Origin of the sequence: Novosphingobium rosa NBRC 15208, assembly GCF_001598555.1 — a bacterium.
GTDB classification, from domain to species: Bacteria; Pseudomonadota; Alphaproteobacteria; order Sphingomonadales; family Sphingomonadaceae; genus Novosphingobium; species Novosphingobium rosa.
Map to the genome: position 1 here is coordinate 78,121 of NZ_BCZE01000021.1, position 19,298 is coordinate 97,418.

Annotated in this window: 14 protein-coding genes and 1 tRNA gene; 8 read left to right on the plus strand and 7 right to left on the minus strand. The window is 63.4% G+C overall.

Features of this window, described 5'->3' with window-relative positions; genetic code table 11:
- The first annotated feature begins 412 nt into the window (after positions 1–412).
- Positions 413–1,366: a hypothetical protein gene (locus tag SR3_RS08390; RefSeq protein ID WP_068083643.1), complete on the plus strand. Its 954-nt coding sequence runs from the start codon at positions 413–415 to the stop codon at positions 1,364–1,366.
- Here the strand turns inward: SR3_RS08390 and SR3_RS08395 are convergent.
- Entirely contained in the window at positions 1,344–2,513 is a 1,170-nt protein-coding gene (locus tag SR3_RS08395; RefSeq protein ID WP_157098714.1) for a hypothetical protein, read from the minus strand. The genes SR3_RS08390 and SR3_RS08395 overlap by 23 nt on opposite strands.
- A 478-nt stretch (positions 2,514–2,991) precedes the next feature.
- Between SR3_RS08395 and SR3_RS08400 the strand changes: the two genes are divergently transcribed.
- The 5 genes from SR3_RS08400 (at position 2,992) to SR3_RS08420 (ending at position 9,744) form a co-directional block, all read left to right on the plus strand.
- Positions 2,992–3,564 (plus strand): hypothetical protein, encoded by a 573-nt coding sequence (locus tag SR3_RS08400; protein ID WP_068083647.1) that lies wholly within the window; start codon positions 2,992–2,994, stop codon positions 3,562–3,564.
- Complete coding sequence (locus tag SR3_RS08405) at positions 3,561–4,376, plus strand: hypothetical protein (protein ID WP_068083649.1); 816 nt, start codon at positions 3,561–3,563, stop codon at positions 4,374–4,376. The genes SR3_RS08400 and SR3_RS08405 overlap by 4 nt, the downstream gene beginning before the upstream one ends.
- Before the next feature lie 8 nt (positions 4,377–4,384).
- Positions 4,385–6,676: a hypothetical protein gene (locus SR3_RS08410; RefSeq protein ID WP_068083652.1), complete on the plus strand. Its 2,292-nt coding sequence runs from the start codon at positions 4,385–4,387 to the stop codon at positions 6,674–6,676.
- Positions 6,677–6,754: 78 nt separating this feature from the next.
- Positions 6,755–7,894 carry an ATP-binding protein gene (locus SR3_RS08415; protein WP_169805585.1) on the plus strand — a complete coding sequence of 380 codons (1,140 nt, stop codon included), beginning with the start codon at positions 6,755–6,757 and terminating at the stop codon, positions 7,892–7,894.
- The gene (locus SR3_RS08420; RefSeq protein WP_068083658.1) at positions 7,891–9,744 is read left to right on the plus strand and encodes a TniQ family protein; all 1,854 of its coding nucleotides are present in this window, start codon (positions 7,891–7,893) and stop codon (positions 9,742–9,744) included. Before SR3_RS08415 ends, SR3_RS08420 begins: the two co-directional genes overlap by 4 nt.
- Positions 9,745–9,904: 160 nt before the next feature.
- On the opposite strand, the gene SR3_RS08425 is transcribed toward SR3_RS08420, so the two are convergent.
- The 3 genes from SR3_RS08425 to SR3_RS08435 all read right to left on the minus strand — a co-directional run bounded on the left by SR3_RS08425 (position 9,905) and on the right by SR3_RS08435 (position 13,322).
- Positions 9,905–9,980: transfer RNA gene (locus tag SR3_RS08425), tRNA-Thr, on the minus strand.
- A 165-nt stretch (positions 9,981–10,145) separates the two neighbouring features.
- Entirely contained in the window at positions 10,146–11,213 is a 1,068-nt protein-coding gene (locus SR3_RS08430) for a ribonucleotide-diphosphate reductase subunit beta (RefSeq protein ID WP_068083659.1), read from the minus strand.
- A 168-nt stretch (positions 11,214–11,381) separates the two neighbouring features.
- Positions 11,382–13,322 (minus strand): ribonucleoside-diphosphate reductase subunit alpha, encoded by a 1,941-nt coding sequence (locus tag SR3_RS08435; RefSeq protein WP_407668156.1) that lies wholly within the window; start codon positions 13,320–13,322, stop codon positions 11,382–11,384.
- Between the two features lie 720 nt (positions 13,323–14,042).
- Between SR3_RS08435 and SR3_RS08440 the strand changes: the two genes are divergently transcribed.
- Positions 14,043–14,276: a GlsB/YeaQ/YmgE family stress response membrane protein gene (locus SR3_RS08440; RefSeq protein ID WP_068083661.1), complete on the plus strand. Its 234-nt coding sequence runs from the start codon at positions 14,043–14,045 to the stop codon at positions 14,274–14,276.
- Positions 14,277–14,529: 253 nt separating this feature from the next.
- Here SR3_RS08440 and nadB read toward each other — a convergent pair whose 3' ends face one another.
- The gene (nadB, locus tag SR3_RS08445) at positions 14,530–16,104 is read right to left on the minus strand and encodes an L-aspartate oxidase (RefSeq protein WP_068083672.1); all 1,575 of its coding nucleotides are present in this window, start codon (positions 16,102–16,104) and stop codon (positions 14,530–14,532) included.
- A 300-nt stretch (positions 16,105–16,404) separates the two neighbouring features.
- Here nadB and SR3_RS31190 point away from each other — a divergent pair, with 300 nt between their 5' ends.
- Positions 16,405–16,578: a hypothetical protein gene (locus SR3_RS31190; RefSeq protein ID WP_157098715.1), complete on the plus strand. Its 174-nt coding sequence runs from the start codon at positions 16,405–16,407 to the stop codon at positions 16,576–16,578.
- A gap of 120 nt (positions 16,579–16,698) precedes the next feature.
- Here the strand turns inward: SR3_RS31190 and SR3_RS08450 are convergent, their stop codons facing one another.
- Together SR3_RS08450 and SR3_RS08455 are read right to left on the minus strand one after the other, a co-directional pair.
- Positions 16,699–17,643, minus strand: a complete 945-nt coding sequence (locus SR3_RS08450; RefSeq protein ID WP_068083676.1) for an ABC transporter ATP-binding protein — start codon at positions 17,641–17,643, stop codon at positions 16,699–16,701.
- A gap of 298 nt (positions 17,644–17,941) precedes the next feature.
- The gene (locus SR3_RS08455) at positions 17,942–19,207 is read right to left on the minus strand and encodes a glycosyltransferase (RefSeq protein WP_068083679.1); all 1,266 of its coding nucleotides are present in this window, start codon (positions 19,205–19,207) and stop codon (positions 17,942–17,944) included.
- Positions 19,208–19,298 lie beyond the last annotated feature (91 nt).

Consider the following 19,298-nt stretch of genomic DNA (forward strand, 5'->3'; position numbering starts at 1 on the left):
GTCAAATCGGTTCATGTGCGCATGGCTGATTGGAAATGATGGACCACCCCGTTGTGGAGGGCTCAAGCCCTCATGAGCGTCGCCTCGCGACACGCAGACGGGAGCGGCCAAAGACCGACCGAATTCTCTTTTGTGCGACCAGCCCGTGCTTGCGTCTGATCCATGCAGACACAAAGCTACGTCATTAAATTATCGTTGAAATATTACGACAGAAATTTGTCGCTCTGCGCTCCCTGTCATGTCTCGACACATCCGCTGTCCGCTTCTGGAGCGCGACTGAGGCAATTTAACCATCTCAAGCGTCATTCCGGCGCCCCCGGTCGGGGGCGCCTATTCCGCATGCGGCAAACGCCTAGCCCGTCGCGCAAATCCCCCTCTGTTTTTGACGACCTCCAATCGAAGGAGCATGTAAATGGAAAAAGACATTGACCTCAGCGGAGTCGACCCCTGCCGCTGGCCTGAAATCCGCCGGCGCGTGGAAGTCCTCGACGAATTCGTCGCGATCCGGCGGCCCAGCGCCGAACTGCGCGAGGACTACGCGCGACGCCTGGACATCGCGCCATCGCACCTCTACGCCCTCGCCAGCATCTGGCGCCACGACCGCTCGGCTGCGAAGCTTCCCGGCGCTAGGGTGCAGAAAAAGGTGTCAAGGGCGCCACGCCTGCCAATGCGGTCGCTGCAAGTGGTGCGCGAGGCCATTGCCGACCTCGGCACCGTCCTGCGCCACAAGCAGCTCACGGAGGAGGTCAAGCGTCGCTGCAGCGACGAAGGCATCAAGGCGCCTTCTGATTCAACGGTCAAATCGATGCTGACGGATGCACGCGGGGGTGTCAGCGATCTGCAGATCGAGCCGGAGATCCTGATCGACGAATGCACTGTCAAGCTTGCCGTCCAGCACAGGGGCCGTCTCGTGATGCCACGCATGCTGATGGCGGTCGTTCTGCCGGAACGCCGCATCATCGCAACCGACGTCGTCTTCGGCGCCGGCCGGGTCCCTTCGCTCAGCAAGGTGATGGAGCTTGTCGAAATCGCGTCCACGTCCGGTGCTGCGGAACTGCCTTTGCGCGCGCCCCACTGCACACTGCTCGAACGTGAGATGATCGGGGCCCTCACGCCAGAACAGGCATCCGGCAGGCCGTATCTCGCGAAGGTGCTCGGCCCGCGCCTGGACAACCTGTCGATCGGCTACCGTGTGCCGAGGTCCGCCACGGTCGAGACGCTGCTTGCCACCCGCCACAGCTCACCCATCGACATCGAAGACGCGTTGACCGCGATCACCGGAGCAGTCGACCGCCACAACCGCCGGATGCCCGAGCTGCCCGAATCCGGCTTTTCCATCGGCGTCACCGCGTCTGACTGGGCCTAGCTTCGCGGGCGGCAATGAAGTCGAGCATTCGCACGGTCTGGGGCGCGGGGCGCGCCGCGCCATCCGCCGTGCTCTGCGCCATCACATGCTCGTTGTGCCTGGCGATCTCGATCTCGATCGCCGCCATTGCCTCCGCGTCGGACAATCGGTTCCCGCCCTCGACCGCGAAGCCCGTGCCGGTGCGCGACGGCCAGATCCTCATGTTGCCCAGGGCCTTCCCCGCGACAAGTCTGAAATAGCGGCCATATCGTCCATCGGTCTCCACCAGCCCGAAAAGCGGGCCGATCGGCGCCGCCTGGTACTCGGCCTGCATCCGTCGCCAACTGGCGCCATCCTCTCCGACGATGACATCGACACGTTCGGTGAGGTCAGACCAGGGAAGCGAGCCATCCGCCCGTTGAATCCGCTCGAGCGCATCCCTGGCGGCACGGGCGTACGCGGCACGGCTGTCCGCAAGATCGCCAAGGCTGTACCCCAGCACGAGTCTCGATGTGCGGTCGACCACCGCGAAGATCAGATGCGGCGTGCCATCATCCTTGAGATGATCACACGCGACGGCGTCGAAAGCGGGGCGCGTCCCCACCTGCTCCTCCCCCTTGCGGCGCCGGCGCTCGCGCTGGACCATCGCGCGCAGCGTGTTCACGTGCGGCAGCTTGACGCCTTGCAGCGCCTCATGCGCCATCAGCGCGGTGACGACGACCGAGACCTTCTTCTCATCGCGCTGAGCTTCGACCACACCGGGCAGGATCTTCTGAAGCAGACTGTGCACATCCGCCTCCAGCTTCGTCCCCTTCCTACCAGGGCGCTTGGCAAGGGCGCCGACGGAATCCAGCCCGGGCGAGGCCTTCCACGCGGCAGCGAGCTCATAGAAGCGGCTGACCGCAACCCCCGCCTCCTGCGCTGCCTCGGCGGCGGTCATTTCACCAGGCGCCTCGGTCCAGCGACGCAGGGTGGCGATGCGGGGAAGCGCCTTTTGACGCCGGTCCAAGGGCATGGTCGCCCACACTCTCAGCTCCTGGTCATGCGGCTTCCTGCCAAGCGCGCTGGTGAGGTCACCATTCGGATCCAGACTGGCTCCATCCCCGAACAGATCCGTTCGGGGCTCGCGGCTCCTTTCTCCGCGCCCAACCTCGTCATCAACGCTCATGCCATCCTCATATCAACTACACATAACCTTAACAAGAATTAGCCGTGGACTCCAGTTGCAACTCATCCTCAAAACCGCCTTCGAATCAAAATTATGGATGATTGATAGAAAAATCCTGCCACTTTGAAAGCCCGTGGCGAGTCCTCCCCCTATCCAACAGGCCACGCCCGACCTCGGGGCCATTCGGAACGGGAGCGGGCAGGCCGTCGGGGGCGCCTTGCTGACCGACTGGCACGTTTGGACAGCATTCACGCGCCCCCTCATCAGCGACCTTGCATAAAATAAATTTTATATCAGATGGTTAGATTATATTTTGTACGGTCTGGATGGGGGGCGGCTAGCCTGGAATGGCCCCGCTTGATGCATTCTCCATATTTTTAACTCCAAACATACATAATTCCACCTTGAACGAATCACAAAGTGAGCTATATGAGACGCACCTACGGATGTTTGCTGTCATCTTTATGGAGAATTAGATATGACTCAGGCCTGTTGCAACTCGAACTCCGGGGAGACGGGAGACACCTGGCGTTCATCGCCGATCCACACCTACGGCGGCGAAAGGATCGACACGCACAGGTTGGAGCTCGTGCTCGACGAGATCGCCAGGAAGCGCGAAGGCGCCGCCATGCGCGAAAGCGTGCCCCACGAGCGTGTGGAAATCGCCGGCCTCGAGCGGCGTGCGCAGCGCGAGCGTTCTAGAAGCCAGACCGGAAACCACCTGGGCACGCCGCCAAACAAGTGTTCCAACCCCGCGTCACGGAGGTCGGCCAAGCTGGCACAATGGCACCCCTGCGTGCGCGCCATCATGATCGCTCAGATCCACCGCTGCCTGTGTGATCGGTCGCAGACGGCCATCAGCCGCTACATGGCGATGTGTGTCGAACTCGACCACCATAACAGGAACAGTAGCGCAGCGGGCGCAATTCAGTTGAAACCGCCAAGCTATACGACCTTCTGCCGGCACCTGCGGTACGCTCGCGCCGAACATTTCGCCGTCGCCTCCCGCCGCCGCCACAACGCTGCCGTCCTCAAGGCGGACAAGGTTTGAGACGCGCGCCCGCCGAGATCGGTTTGCACGCCGCGCCGTCGCTCATCGACGTGGACAGGCCCCTGCGCCTCGTCCATGTCGGGTCGGACGACGCGGTGGGCACCCGCCCCGCCGCGCGCATGTTCGTCGCGGAGGATGGCGGGCCGCTGCGCACCATCGTCGGCAACGCCCCCAGCCATTGGACCGGCGAGGAGCATTCCACCAAGACAGGCCTGTCCAACCCCTATGACGGGGCGACCGAGCACGCCCTCATCGTCGAGAGCGAGCTGCGCGCCGACGTCCTGACCTATCGGACCCAGGCCTTTCGCCTTCAGCTGATGGTCGGAACGACAGTGCAGCAGTGGATTTGCGACCATCTTCGCCAGATCCGAATACCGGGCGGCTATTTGATCGAGGCGATCGAGTGCAAGCCCGACCTTTCATACATCGGCCAGCCCGCAGAACGCCAGCGGATGCTCGCTGTGAAACGCGTCATCGAAGGCATGGGCTGGAAGTTCCGCCTCATCTGCGAGAAGGACGTGCGCGGCGGCTCGGAGCGCCAGCTCAACTTCGGCCGCATCTACGCCCGTGAAACGGCCCATGTCACCCCGGAGGCGATGACCGCCTTCGAGCGTCTGCTCAGCAAGTCGCCGGTGACCACCTTCAAGACCCTGCGCGAGGCCCTTTCGCCCGAACGCGTCACCGGCGAGGCGATGGCGCAGGCACTCATCTGCCAGGGGCGGGTGTCTGTCGATCTCGACCGCCTCCTTTTCGATGGATCACCCGTGCGACTGCTTCCGGTCATCAGCTTCACCCCGAAGATCTGGTTCTGAGGCGCGGCATGGGATCGTTCAGCCGCCTGAAGCATCGGCACTTCACCCATCACGGCGTGACCTACACGTTCATGGGCATTTCGCCCAATGGGCGTGCCATGTTCACCGATGGTGCGGGTGCCATGCTGGAGGTGGCGGATCCCGACACCGGCATGCCGGTCTGGCCGACCGAGGCGCAGGCCCGCGACCTAATGGCCGAGCGCAAGCTGATCCTGCGCTCCAATCCCCTGGTCGACAACACGCGCGCGCTCGCCCGCAAGGAGGAGCTGTCGCGCGACGACCTCGTCAACGCCAAGACCAAACAGCAGTCCGACGACGAAAAGCCGAAGCGCCGCGATCCCTGGTACACCCTGCGCGAAGAGACGCTTCACATGACCGACGAGGTGGGCACCCCCTCGCTCAGCGTCAAAGGCGTCCGCCGGTTCTATGAAGACCATTTCGACGTCGCCGACCTGGAAGCGCGGTTCGGTCGCCTTCCCAGCGCCTTCACCTTCCGTCGCTGGGTGCGCGCCCGCGGAGTTCCGAGCGACCGTCGTCCTGACGACTTCGCATCATCCACCGGACAGGTGCCCCGCGCACGCAAAATCAACTCGATGGTGCTCGCAATCATCAAGTTCTGGGCGCTCAAGTACCACACCAAGCCGAAGCAGTTCAAAAACGCCTACTTCCGCAAGGCCAAGGACGATGTCGAACGCTATGCGAAGGGCGAGGCGCTCGAACTCCACGACTTCCAGGATGTCGAACTCGATGCTCCGAAGGGCGTCATCAAGATGTGCTCGCGCCGCATCTTCGACATGGAGGTTGAACGGGCCAAGGGCTCTCAGGCCTTCAAGGAGGCATGGGGCCTAGCGGCGGTGCGCCAGCGCTACAGGGGCGGCGGCTGGTCGCAGGAGCCCACGCGCTTTCTCGAGATCGTCCAACTCGACGACACGCCTTTCCCGGTCTTCGCGGTCGACCCCGTCCGAGGCGTCCCCTGCGGCGTGCCGACCGTCACCATCGCACTGTGCATCTTCACCCGCGTGATAGTCGGCTGGGACATCAGCTACGATCCGCCCAGCCACGTCACCTTCATGCGCACGCTCCTGCACACCGCCGTGCCCAAGATCGTGCCCGAACCGTTCGCGAAAATCACCGAACTCGGTGACCTCCACGGCAAGGTGGTCGGCGTGCTGCTGGTCGATCACGCCAAGCACTTGTCTGCCCGCGCCGCACAGGACGCCGGCGGCGAGATCGGAACGGCCGTGCGCTGGGCCGGCAGCAAGCAGCCCACCCACAAGGGTTGCGTCGAGCGCTGCCTGAAGACGCTGCAGGACATGATTCGCGCCGAGCTGAAGGGCGGCACCTGGGACATCCCCCTCATGCGGGAGTTCGACTACGACCCGGCCAAGCACGCCGCCGTGACGATCGAGGAGTTCCGCCAGGCCTTCGCCGCAGTCGTCGCCGATTACCACACCACTGGCCACACCGAGCTCGACGACCGCGCGCCATTGGACGTCTGGCTGGAGCAGAAGGGAATCCACGGTCTCGACACCGTCGGCGACATCGACGTCTTCGAACGCGCCATCTGCAACGTCGACTGGCCGAGCTTCCGCGGCCAGGGTGCGGAGATCGGCGGCCTCATGTACGGCACCGACGGCACCGACGACGAGTTCCCCCTCTCCAACGAGGACATCCTCTTCAATCTCGGCATGGCCCGCGGCGTCGCCTCAGACACCAAGAAGCGGACCTTCCCCAACGTCAAGATCAAGTGGGATCCGCGCGACCTCGGACACGCCTGGCTCTTCGACGAGCTCAACAGGGAATATGTCAAGATCCCCTGCACGCGCCGCCGCTACGCCACCGGCCTCCCGCACTGGCTGCACCTGCGCATCAAGCAGTGGGCCAAGGACAAGAAGAAGAAATTCGACACCGACCATGACATGGCGGCCGTGCGCACGGAATACACCAAGTGGTTCGCACGCCTCCTGCCAAAGGCCACCGCCGCAGACCGCCACGCCACCGCGCGCCTGATCGACTCGTCAGAGGGTCGTCGCTTCCTCGGCGACGCCGTTCAGATGCTCAAGATCAAATCGTCTGTCACCGGCACCGAGACCCAGGTGCCGCACGACGATCGCGTGTCCTCGCGCGGCGACCCGACCCGCATCGCTCCGCGCAGCTCCAACCGCCGCGACGACACCAGCCAAACCGGCCGACAGGGTCAGGGCAAGGGCAACGCCCCCGATGCCGCCCAAGAGGACCGCACGGCGGTCGCCGAGTTCCAGACACGCCGCACCGGATTCAGCGCTGGCTGGGACAGCTGAGCCCGCCCTTCCAAAAACACAAGCCCACTCTCCAGCACGCCACCGCCCAACCCAGTCACCACAAGAAGGAGTATGTTCATGTCGAAATACAAGCCCACAAACGGCAAAGCCGCACCCACGCCCGACGACGCCCCCAACGTCTTCCGCCTGCCGCCGCACGACCCGGCAGGGACCCGGCCGCCGCTGCCCGGCGAACCGGGCCCCGTCAGCGATGGCGATCTGCCCCTCGCCAACTTCGACTTCCTCAGCACGGAGGAATTCGGCAATACTGAAAAGGTCGCCGAGAAGATGGCCGCCTTCGAAAGCATCATCGTCCCCACGCCGCACCAGATGCAAGCCGTCGCCCAGATGAACACCATTCGGATGATGAGCCTCAACCAGGCCGCCGGCGAGACCCGGCGCGGCGTTCGCTACCTGCATCCTTCAGGGGCCGGGAAGAGCACCTGCGCCAAGATCATCACCCAGCATCTGATCAAGCTCTATGGCCGCGATCCCGAGCGCAAGCCTGTCCTGCACGTCACCCTTTCCACCACGGGGACCCCCAAAAGCCTCGCATCCTCGATCCTCAAGGCCGTCGGATGCGGCTACAGCAGGGCCGGGGAGGCAGACATGCTTCTCGATCGGGTCCGCGAGGCGATCCGTGAATTCAAGGTGGAACTGCTCATCATCGACGAGCTCAACCACATCAAGGGCAAGAGCCTCGCCACCGACGCCGCCAACACGCTCAAGAACCTCCTCACCGAAGGCCTTGTACCCATCGTCCTCATGGGCACCTCCGCCGCCGAAAACGTCGTGAAGAGCAATCGCGAACTCAAGATGCGGTGCCAGCCGCAGGTGTTCCTGCGCCCCTACGAACCGGAAGACCCTCTCGATCTCAAGCATTGGAGCAAGCTCCTCGGCCACATCGACGACATGATGGTTGCTCACGAGATCGTGCAGATCCCCACCGGCCTCCAGAGCCTCGCCTACAAGCTGTGCAAGGCCAGCAACGGCCTCATTGGTGAATTCCACGGCATCATGCTCGCCGCGCTCGAAGCCGCCCTCTCCGCCGGCTACGACCATGTGAGCTACGATTGCCTCTCCAACGCCATCGACGAATGGGCCATCAGCGACGGCACCATCGACAGCAACCCCCTCGCCGAAAACGGCTCCGACAACGGGACGGCTGAGGATGATACGTCCGGCGGTGAAGGCCTGAACGACGAGGACGGCGAATGACCGGCCCGGTGCTGTGGGGCGTTCCGCCGATCGCGACCGAAGGCCTGATGGCCTTCGTCGCCCGCACGAGGACCAGGAACTTCCTTCCCTCCTCCTTCACCCTGCTGCGCCAGGTCGGCGTCAACCACGCCAACAACCCCAACGCCGCCTTCATTCCCGATCTCGATGAGCGGCGCCTCGCCGAAATCCTCCGCGTGCCCGTCGAGGAGATCGCCCGGCGCCGCCATCTCGCACGACCGGAGGCGGGATACGTCGACTTCTTTGGCACCGCCGTGCGCGCCGACGAGATCATCGTGCGAACAGTGCGCTTCGCTCCCGCCGCCCTCGCCGCCAGTCCTCACAACCGCGCCCTGTGGTCGCTGAAAACCGTTCCATGCTGCACCGAGACCTGGCAGTATCTCACGTCAGACTGCAGTTGCGGCGCACGGCAGCGCTGGCAGCACGCCGACGCCTTCGACCGCTGCCACAGCTGCAACCGACGGCTCGACCGTCTGGACGCCGACCTCGTTCCCGAAGACGAGCGTGCCGGCTTGGCTGCCCTCGTCGGTCTGCTCGATCCCGATGTCCAGCGCCGGGCAGACGCCCGGCTGCTCCTGCCCGCCAGCCTCTCCGACTGGGATGGCGGCATGGTGTTCGAGCTCGCCATCGCCCTCATGCCGCTTGTCGAAGACCCGTATAGGCTGAAACGCACCCAGTCGCCCCCGCCGGATCAGCTGCGCCGCTATGCCCGCGCGCTTGCCCAGACTGCCGATCTCATCCAAGGCTGGCCCGGCTCTTTCGTGCCCGCACTGCATAGGGCCGTCGATAACAGGTCTCGGTCCAGGCGGAACGTTCGCTACACCGGCATCGCAGATTACATCCCGGCCTTGGAAAGCGACATCCTGCCCGCGATCGTGAGCGAGGCCATTCACGAACAGCTTGCCCCCATCTCGTCACCGGCCGGTGAGACGCCGTCCGACCAGATAGCGATGATGGATGCCGTTGATCACGTGCTGATGCCGCTCGGCATGCTTGCCAAAGGGCGCAGGGACGGCCACCTCCAGTCGCACATCAGCTTCCGCGCCAATCGCCTGTTCCCAACCCTCGATCGCGCCGAGGTCGAAGCCTTGCGTGATCAGCGCGACAACCGTCGCAGCGCAGAGGCGGTCTCCCACTCCCTCGAACTCCCCCGGTATGCGATTCAGCTCATCGCAGACAAGGGCCATATCGAGACGCAGGCGCACCCCTTCCTTCGTTCCCTCTTCGATGCGCAACAGATGGACGGGCGCGAGGCCAAGCGCTTCCTCGACGCCCTGCGTTCCGCTTCTGTGCCCCCCGCCCCGGATGGCGAAACTGCCTGCGAGGATGCATTCATCGTACCCTTGCACCGCGTCGCCCGCGCGATAGGCGGAGGCTTCAAGCCATGGGGTGTGATCTTCGACCGACTGCTGCGAAAAGATAATCCCGTCCCGTTCACGCTGGCGGGAAAATCCATCAGCCGGATCAAGCTCCGGCAAGAAGACGCCGACGCCATGCGCGCCATCGCTCCCCTGACAACCCTGCCGTCGTCCCTCCCCTCCCACTGTTCACAGAGGGATGCGCTGGAGATCCTGAACCTCCCTGGCAAGCACGCCGCTCTGCTCAAGGAATTCGCCGACGCAGACGATAGCTGGGAGGTGGACTGGAATATCGTCCTCGACCTCGCCCAAACCCGAATCACGTTGGCTGAGCTGACCTGCCGATCCGGCATCAACCCGGTTCGTTTGGAAAAGTGGTTGGAGGACGAAGGTTGTCCCCGAACGGACCGACTGGGCTGGTGGAGGCATTCAGCTTTGAAGGCGCTCGCGAAGGTCATGCCTTCCGCCCCGTGACCAGCATGGGTCAACGAAATCAAAGTCGATTCAATTTAGGACAAATAAACGCCCGGGCGGGGATTCCGTACCGGGCGTTTCCGTGTTATCGACCCAATCACCTCTCAAAGCTCTGTTAAGTAGCATTTGAGAGGGTCTTAAGTGACAACGTTAGGGAAGGTGGTGCCGCTTAGGTGACTCGAACACCTGGCCCCATCATTACGAATGATGTGCTCTACCAACTGAGCTAAAGCGGCACTCTGGCTGGAAGGCGCCTTTAACCGGCGCTTCCCTCAAGCGCAAGAGGAAAGCCAAGGATTTTTTCCTGATCTTTCCACCGCCCCCTGCAGATCAGCCTGCCCATAGAAAAGGGGGCGGCAGCCTCTCGGCCCGGCCCCCTTCCCTCATCTGCAAAGGCAGCCTTATTCCGCCGCAATGCCCGCCTTGGCGAACATGTCCTCGGTGGTGTCCTCAAGGAACTCCTCGGCATTGGCGGCATTCTCGCTGCCGCGCGCCTTGCGGCGGGCGTCGAAGCTGCTCCAGACCGTGTTCCAGTCGCCCTTGGTGGCGCCCTTGGAGTATTCCGTCGCGCGCTGCTCGAAGAAGTTGGCATGCTCCACGCCGTTGAGCAGCGGCTGCAGCCAGGGCAGCGGGTGGTCCTCGATCATGTAGATCGCGGGCAGGCCCAGCTGCGAGAGGCGCCAGTCGGCGATAAAGCGGATGTAGCGCTTGATGTCCTTGGCGGTCATGCCGGGCACGGGGCCCAGCTCGAAGGCCAGATCGATGAAGTTGTCCTCCAGACGCACCGTCTTCTGGCAGCAGTCGATGATGTCTTCCTTCACCGCCTTGGTCAGGCAGCCGCGCTCTTTCACGAAGGTGTGGAACAGCTTGATGATGCCCTCGCAGTGCAGCGATTCATCGCGCACCGACCAGCTGACGATCTGCCCCATGCCCTTCATCTTGTTGAAGCGCGGGAAGTTCATCAGCATGGCGAAGCTGGCGAACAGCTGCACGCCCTCGGTGAAGCCGCCGAACATCGCCAGCGTGCGGGCGATATCTTCGTCGCTGTCGACGCCGAAGCTGTGCATGTAATCATGCTTGTCCTTCAGCTCGGCATATTCGAGGAAGGCGCCATATTCGGATTCAGGCATGCCGATCGTGTCGAGCAGATGCGAATAGGCCGCGATGTGGATCGTTTCCATGTTGCTGAACGAGGTCAGCATCATCTTGATCTCGGTGGGCTTGAAAACGCGGGCATACTTCTCGTGATAGCAGTCCTGCACTTCCACATCCGCCTGGGTGAAGAAGCGGAAGATCTGCGTCAGCAGATTGCGCTCATGCTCGGAGATCTTCTGCGCCCAGTCGCGGCAGTCCTCGCCCAGCGGCACCTCTTCGGGCAGCCAGTGGACCTGCTGCTGGCGCTTCCACATATCGAAGGCCCAGGGATATTCGAAGGGCTTGTAGGTCTTGCGGGCTTCGAGAAGGGACATGGGTTTCTAGTCCTAAGAATTAGAAGGATAATCGCAGGGGGGTTACCCCCCTGCACCCCATATTGTCTTCCGACGGGACGTTGGCGCTGAGTTCTATCTCATGCCCGCCTTCAGCGTCGGGAGACGTTATGGGAGCGCGAGGGGATAATCCCCTCGCACCTTACTTGCTTACTGGCAGGCGAGGCATTCCTCGTAATCCGTCTCTTCGGCCGCCTGCAGCTCGATGCGCGGCGCGGCGGAGGTGTTGTCCGCCTCCACACCGCCCGCGAAACCGGCGCGCTGGATCGACTTGGAACGCAGGTAATAGAGCGACTTGATGCCCTTTTCCCACGCCTGATAATGCAGCATCATCAGGTCCCACTTGTCGACATCCGAGGGGATGTAGAGGTTCAGCGACTGGGCCTGATCGATATAGGGCGTGCGGTCCGCGGCGAATTCCAGCAGCCAGCGCTGATCGATCTCGAAGCTGGTCTTGTAGACAGCCTTTTCGTCGGCGCTCAGGAAGTCCAGATGCTGGATCGAGCCGCCATGCTCCAGGATCGAGTTCCACACATTGGTGGAATCCTTGGACTTTTCGGCCAGCAGCTTCTGCAGATAGGGGTTCTTCACCACAAAGCTGCCCGAGAGCGTCTTGTGGGTGTAGATGTTGGCCGGGATCGGCTCGATGCAGGCGCTGGTGCCGCCGCAGATGATGCTGATCGAGGCGGTGGGGGCGATGGCCATCTTGCAGCTGAAGCGCTGCATCACGCCCATATCGGCGGCATCGGGGCAGGCCCCGCGTTCTTGCGCCAGCAGAATGCTCGCCTCGTCCGCCTTGGCCGAGACATGCTTGAACATCTTGAGGTTCCAGGCCTTGGCCATGGCGCTCTCGAAAGCGATGCCCTTCTTCTGCAGGAAAGAGTGATAACCCATCACGCCCATGCCGACCGAACGCTCACGCGCGGCGGAATACTTCGCGCGGGCCATCTCGTCGGGCGCGCGGTCGATATAGTCCTGCAGGACGTTGTCGAGGAAACGCATCACGTCCTCGATGAAGACCTTGTCGCCGTTCCACTCGTCCCAGGTTTCCAGGTTCAGCGAGGAGAGGCAGCACACGGCGGTGCGGTCATTGCCCAGATGGTCCTTGCCGGTGGGCAGGGTGATCTCGCTGCACAGGTTGGAGGTGTAGACCTTCAGGCCCAGATCGCGGTGATGCTTGGGCATCATGCGGTTCACCGTGTCCGAGAAGACCAGATAGGGCTCGCCGGTGGCCAGACGCACCTCGACCAGCTTCTGGAAGAGCGAGCGGGCGTTGACCTTGCCGCGCACGCTGCCATCCTTGGGCGATTTCAGGTCGAAATCGGCGCCATCGCGCACGGCGCGCATGAAGTCGTCGGTCAGCAGCACGCCATGGTGCAGGTTGAGCGCCTTGCGGTTGAAATCGCCGCTCGTCTTGCGGATTTCGAGGAACTCCTCGATCTCCGGGTGCGAGACATCGAGATAGCAGGCCGCCGAACCGCGACGCAGCGAACCCTGCGAAATCGCCAGGGTCAGCGAATCCATCACGCGCACGAAGGGGATGATGCCGCTGGTCTTGCCGTTCAGGCCCACGGTTTCGCCAATGCCGCGCACCTTGCCCCAATAGGTGCCGATACCGCCGCCGCGCGAGGCGAGCCAGACGTTCTCGTTCCAGGTGTTGACGATGCCTTCCAGGCTGTCCTCAACCGTGTTGAGGTAGCAGCTGATCGGCAGGCCGCGCCCGGTGCCGCCGTTCGACAGAACGGGCGTGGCGGGCATGAACCACAGGCGGCTGATGTAATCATACAGACGCTGGGCGTGATCCTGATCGTCGGCATAGGCATCGGCGACGCGGGCGAAGAGATCCTGATAGGACTCGCCGGGCAGCAGATAGCGGTCGTCCAGCGTTTCCTTGCCGAAGTCGGTCAGCAGCGCGTCGCGCTGGACATCGGTGCGGATCGTGAAGCGGCGCGGATGCACCATCTTGGAATCGTTCTTGTCGAACGCCGGAGCCGCTTTCGGGGCGGCGGCAGCGGCGGTTGCCGCACCGGCCAGCATGCCCGCCAGCAAGGTGGAATCCAGCGAGTTGTCGATCAGCTCAGCCGTAGCCATATCAACCTTATCGTTCATGGGCAGTGCCGGGCGTGCGCCCGCCTCCTTTTTTTTGTTGCCGGCCTTGGTGCCGGTGGGGGCAGGCGCGTCGGCCAGCCGTTCGTCGGCAGCCGCAGCCGCCTCTTGATCCTGTGCGCCGAACGTCACTTGCAATCGCCCCTTCGAATCCACGCAGCCGGCGGTGTCCCGCCTGAAAAAACTCTGACCGGCTCCTCCATGAGCCGGGCTATGACTGAAAGCCCCCGCCTTCACCCCATTCGCCTGCCATGCGCACCTCAAGACAACCGCAAAACCCGGAGAACCGGGTGGAATGCAGCCAGAATCGAGGCATCGGCGCCTTACGGTCGAATACTAGGTGTTGAGGCGCCGAAGCACATTCAGACACTAGAGCTTGTGGCGCGGTCCAATTCAGGGCGCAAGAGGGCAAAACCATACCAAGCGCTTCGCTCGCTTTCCGCACAGCTTTTTGCAGTGCCGCGACGCGCCGGAAATCTGCCACCGCGCTGTCGCGCAAGAGTCAAAATTACGTACTAAAAATTTTTCTCTCCACAGCGATGATCGAGTCGATACGAACCCCATCGGCCTGCTTTGCGCGACTCAGCTGGGCAGGTTTGGTGGCTGCTGGTTCACGCCACCACAAGCTCTGGTGTCATCCCGATCTTGCCCCTAGAATCATCCCCCATGGAATCAAGCATCTGACCCCATAAGGACACCACAACCATGCTCCGCATCATCGGCGCCCTGTTTTCGGGATTTTTTATCGGCCTCCTTGCGCGCTGGCTCTATCCCGGCGCGGTGCATCTGGGCCTGATCGCCACGATCCTGCTGGGCATCGGTGGTTCACTGCTCGCCGAGTTGGTGGCGCGTCGGCAAGGGTCGAGCCAACCGGTGGGCTGTCTCGCCTCGGTGTTGGGGGCGATGGCGTTGATTTTGTTGGGCCGGTTGTTGGGGTAAGAAGGAAGGGAAGATGCGAGGGCCATCGCCCTCGCGCTCCCTTTCCTTGTCGACATTGCGCACAACCGATCGGTTCCGCACGCATTGATAGCGCCGCAGGCAGAAAGGATATGTGGCACCACATCGCCAGCCTTGCGCAAACCATGATGATTGCCTGCGGCGCTATGAGCAGGCGCACTGCCGCTTAGTCAGGGCGCAACGAAGACATTAAAGGGAGCGCGAGGGCGATGGCCCTCGCATCTTCCCTTCCTTCTTAAGGCACCAGCACCGTATCCACCGCCTCATCCAGCGTCTGGGGGTAATCGCGGGTGCAATGCAGCCCCCGGCTCTCATGCCGCTTCAGGGCAGACCGCACGATCAGATCGGCGCTCTGCAGCAGGTTGCGCAGTTCGATCAGGTCGGTGCTGACGCGGAAGTGGCCGTAATAGTCCTCCACCTCATCGAAGAGCATCTTGATGCGGTGCGCGGCGCGTTCCAGCCGCTTGGTGCTGCGCTGGATGCCGACATAGTTCCACATAAAGCGCCGGATCTCGGTCCAGTTCTGCTTGATGATGACCTCCTCGTCGGAATCGGACACGCGGCTCTCGTCCCATGCCCGCACCGGAGGGGGCACGTCGAAGGCATCCCAGTGATCGAGGATATCGGCGGCGGCAGCCTCGCCAAACACGAAGCATTCCAGCAGCGAGTTCGAGGCAAGACGGTTCGCCCCATGCAACCCGCTCTCGGTGCATTCGCCTGCGGCGTACAGTCCCGGCAGATCGGTGCGGCCATCCAGATCGATCATGATCCCGCCGCAGGTGTAGTGCTGCGCGGGCACGACCGGGATCGGCTCCTTCGTCATATCGATGCCCAGCCCCAGCAGCTTTTCGTGGATGTTGGGGAAATGGTGGCGGACGAAGTCCTCGGGCATATGGCTGATGTCGAGGTGGACGTAATCCAGACCATCGCGCTTGATCTCGGCATCGATGGCGCGGGCGACGATATCGCGCGGAGCCAGTTCCAGCCTTTCATCATAATCGGGCATGAAGCGCTTGCCGGTGCGCGGGTTGATCAGCCGCCCGCCCTCGCCGCGCACCGCCTCGGTGATGAGGAAGTTCTTGATCTCAAGGTTGTAGAGGCAGGTGGGGTGGAACTGCATCATCTCCATATTGCCGACGCGCGCCCCCGCGCGCCAGGCCATGGCGATGCCGTCCCCCGTCGCCCCGCGCGGCGCGGTGGAGTATTGATAGACACGCCCCGCCCCGCCGGTCGCCAGAATGGTGGCGCGGGCGGTGTGCGTTTCCACATGGCCGGTCGCCTCATCCAGCGCATAGACGCCCCACACCCGGCCCGAGCCCGAATAGCGCATCTCATGCCGCCCGGTGATGAGGTCGATGCAGCTGCGCCCCGGCAGCAGGGTGATGTTGGGATGGTCCTGCGCGGCTTTCAGCAGCGCCGACTGCACCGCCCAGCCCGTCGCGTCATCCACATGCACGATGCGACGGTGCGAATGGCCGCCCTCGCGCGTCAGATGGAGGTGGTCGTCCTCCATGTTGAACGGCACGCCCAGCTCGATCAGGCGGTCGATGGCATGGGGCGCGCGCTCGATCACGAACTCCACCGTTTCCTGCCGGTTGAGCCCGGCGCCCGCCACCATCGTGTCGCTGATATGGTTCTCGAAGGTGTCGCCGGAATCCAGCACGGCGGCGATCCCGCCCTGCGCCCAGGCGGTGGACCCGCCGGTCAGCGAGCCCTTGGCCAGCACCAGCACTTTCAGCCGCTGCGCCAGCGCCAGCGCCGCCGTCAAACCGGCTGCTCCGGAGCCCACCACGATCACATCGGCCATCATTGCCTGCCTCTCCCTGACGCTTGCGCCTCACGTTTGCGAAGGGTGCCATGCCGCCAATGACGCCCCGCATCAATCCCGTTCAACGTCTTACAGCCCACTCCGGCCCTGTCGGCCCGCCGGCCCGCTTGCGATAAGCGGAGCAAAACTCGCGGCAAACCGCCAGTTTTTATTTATTTTTTATATGCCATCTTCCGCAGCAGATCAGGAGGCGTTAAGTTACGGGAAACTACCCGAACGGGCCGCCGGTCATGGCCCATCAAGTGGATCATGGACCGGTGTTGCCTATGTGGAGTGAAGCCAATGGCCCTCAACCTGTTTTGCTTTTTCGGTCGTCACATGCCCCGGCGCAGCCATATGAAATGGGACGGCGCGCATTTCGTAAGCGACTGCCGCTTCTGCAAAAGCCCCATCCGCAAGCACAAGACCGGCTGGCAGAAAATCGAAGGCGGGGACCAGCCGCTGGCCACCCGCTAGAGCAGGATGCGTGATTTCGGGGTTACGCACCCCGCTCTAGGTTTTTGTTGTTGCATCGTTTTCGCGAAAACCGGTTCCCACTTTTTCGCACGATGCTCTAAAGGCGGCCCCGGCCAAAGATCAGATGTTGCTGGTCAGGCTGACGAAGACGTCTTCCAGATCGGCCTCGCGGGTCGAGACATCGACAATGCCCAGCCCCTGGCCCTGCACCAGCGCCAGCACCTCACCGGCATTGGTGCGGTCCTTGTCATAGGTGATCTCGATCATCCGCTCGCCCACCACGGCGCTTTTCGTGACCCGCGCATCGGAGGCCGCCAGACCTGCAGGCCCCAGATCGCGGTCCACCGTCACCACCACCACCTTCTCGCGCGCCATATCGACCAGCTCGCGCGTGGGTTTGTTGGTGATCAGCTCGCCATGGTTGATGATGGCGATGCGGTCGCACAGCGCCTCGGCCTCTTCCAGATAGTGGGTGGTCAGCACCACCGTCACGCCCTCGTCGTTGAGCTGCTTGACCAGCTCCCACAGCTGGCGGCGCAGCTCCACGTCCACGCCCGCCGTGGGCTCGTCCAGCACGAGCACCGGGGGCGTATGGACCATCGCCTTGGCCACCAGCAGGCGGCGCTTCATGCCGCCCGACAGCGTGCGCGCGTAGGCATGGGCCTTGTCGGCCAGATGCACGGCCTCCAGCAGAGCATCGCTGATCCGGTCGCCATTGGGGATGCCATAGAGACCGGCCTGATTCTCCAGCACCTCACGCGGGGTGAAGAAGGGGTCGAACACGATTTCCTGAGGGACGATGCCGATCGCGCGGCTGGCATTGCGGCGCTGCTCGTCGATATCGAAACCCCAGATGTTGACGGTGCCGCTGGTCTTCATCACCAGCCCGGCCAGCGTGTTGATCAGCGTGGACTTGCCCGCGCCATTGGGCCCCAGCAGCCCGAAGATCTGCCCCTGAGGCACATCGAAGCTGACGCCCTTCAAAGCCAGCTTGCCCTCGCCGCCTCCAGCCGGAGCATAGCGCTTGACGAGATCACGGATGGCGATGGCGGGGGCGTTGGTCATGGGCGCTCTTTAGGGCGGGTGGCTGGGAAGGGGAAGAAGGTTTGAAGGGAGAAATGCGAGGGTCATAACCCTCGCGCTCCCTTTAATGTCCACGTTGCGCCTCGGATTCGGCCTTGCGCCCAGATTGCCGCGCCGCAGGCATGAAAAGGATGGCACAGCCTATCAGGCATCCACTGCCTGCGGCGCTTTGCCTCACGCAGGTGGAGAGCCAAGGCGCACCATGTCGGCGCCACCACCCTATCGCCGGGAGACGTTATGGGAGCGCGAGGGGGTACCCCCCTCGCATCTTCCTTTCTTTTTACCCCATAACCCGCGCAAAAGCCGGAGCAGGCGCCAGCCGGCCACGCCGCGCGCCCACCCGACGCTCGGCCCGCGCCAGAGCTGCCGGATACACATCTCCGATCAGCTGGTTGAACGTCCGCTCCCAGCTGAAACGGCTGGCGACATGCTCGCGCGCCGCCGCGCCCATAGCGGGAGCACCCCGCTCCCAGACGGTCTGCACATGGCGGGCCATGGCGGCCATATCGTCCACCGGGGCCAGCAGGCCGAGCCCGGCGGGCACACGCGCCGGCATGGCCCCCGAAGACACGCCCACCACCGGCAGGCCGCTGGCCTGCGCCTCGATCACGGAAATGCCGAAGGTCTCGTCCGCCATGGCCGAAACATAGATGTCGGCGGAGGCGAGGCCGCGCGCCAGCGTATCGCGGTCATCCACGAAGCCGGGCAGCGCGATGGGCAGGCCCTGCGTCTCGCGGATCAGCCTGTCGCGCAGCTTGCCGTCGCCGAACATCACCATGGCGGCGCCCATCTCGGGGGGCAGCTGGCGGAACATCTCGATCAGGCGGTCGGCGCGCTTTTCATTGTCGATGCGCCCGGCATAGGCGAGCAACGGGCCATGGTCGGGGAAATGCGGCGCGCCCAGCCCCAACGCGGCGCGCAGGGAGGGATCGCGGCGCGCGGGATCGAAGCGCTGCGTGTCCACGCCCAGCGACAGCACATTCACGTGATGGATGCCCCATGCGCCCAGCTGCGCCTTCACCGGCTCGTTCAGCGCATAGAGCCGGTCGAACAGGCGGTAGGTGACATTGGCATAGACCACGCTGACCTGCTTGAGCGCCTGCCCCAGCTTCGCCCCGAACATCTGGGAGGCGACTCGGTGGACATGCACATTGGGAAAATCGGTGTGATAGCCGGCCACCAGCGCGGTTTCGGGGTGAGCGCGGGCGTAATGGATCGCCGTCCAGGGCAGCACCCAGGGGCAAAGCGATTCGATCACATCGGGGCGGTAATGCTCCAGCACCTCGCGCACGGCGCCGGTGCGCATGATGAAGCGGTAATTGGGGCTGCCGCGCACCTGTTTGGCGCCAATCTCGACCCAGATGTGGCGGCCTTTTTCCACCACGCGATCCACCTCGCCCGGCACGATCTGCAGCAGGCGGTGGTTGGTGCGCTCGAGGATGTGGCGCTGCTTTTCGCGCATATAGGTGCCGACCCCGCCGCCGCCCGTGGCGGCATAGCTTTGGGTGAGATCACAGATCAGCAGCGACTTTTGAGAAACGGACATGGGATCCCTTGCAGCGGGCAATCATTACAACATCATGTCCCCCTACCCCGGGCGCTACAGACAGGCCGCCAGCTTAACGGAGCGTGAACCT

Bases quoted from the DNA above. Each gene is read 5' to 3' on its own strand.
- SR3_RS31190 (WP_157098715.1), top strand. From the start codon at position 16,405: ATGGCCCTCAACCTGTTTTGCTTTTTCGGTCGTCACATGCCCCGGCGC.
- nadB (WP_068083672.1), bottom strand. From the start codon at position 16,104: ATGATGGCCGATGTGATCGTGGTGGGCTCCGGAGCAGCCGGTTTGACG.
- SR3_RS08415 (WP_169805585.1), top strand. From the start codon at position 6,755: ATGTCGAAATACAAGCCCACAAACGGCAAAGCCGCACCCACGCCCGAC.
- SR3_RS08430 (WP_068083659.1), bottom strand. From the start codon at position 11,213: ATGTCCCTTCTCGAAGCCCGCAAGACCTACAAGCCCTTCGAATATCCC.
- SR3_RS08390 (WP_068083643.1), top strand. From the start codon at position 413: ATGGAAAAAGACATTGACCTCAGCGGAGTCGACCCCTGCCGCTGGCCT.
- SR3_RS08410 (WP_068083652.1), top strand. From the start codon at position 4,385: ATGGGATCGTTCAGCCGCCTGAAGCATCGGCACTTCACCCATCACGGC.
- SR3_RS08400 (WP_068083647.1), top strand. From the start codon at position 2,992: ATGACTCAGGCCTGTTGCAACTCGAACTCCGGGGAGACGGGAGACACC.
- SR3_RS08450 (WP_068083676.1), bottom strand. From the start codon at position 17,643: ATGACCAACGCCCCCGCCATCGCCATCCGTGATCTCGTCAAGCGCTAT.
- SR3_RS08395 (WP_157098714.1), bottom strand. From the start codon at position 2,513: ATGAGCGTTGATGACGAGGTTGGGCGCGGAGAAAGGAGCCGCGAGCCC.
- SR3_RS08435 (WP_407668156.1), bottom strand. From the start codon at position 13,322: ATGGCTACGGCTGAGCTGATCGACAACTCGCTGGATTCCACCTTGCTG.
- SR3_RS08420 (WP_068083658.1), top strand. From the start codon at position 7,891: ATGACCGGCCCGGTGCTGTGGGGCGTTCCGCCGATCGCGACCGAAGGC.
- SR3_RS08440 (WP_068083661.1), top strand. From the start codon at position 14,043: ATGCTCCGCATCATCGGCGCCCTGTTTTCGGGATTTTTTATCGGCCTC.
- SR3_RS08455 (WP_068083679.1), bottom strand. From the start codon at position 19,207: ATGTCCGTTTCTCAAAAGTCGCTGCTGATCTGTGATCTCACCCAAAGC.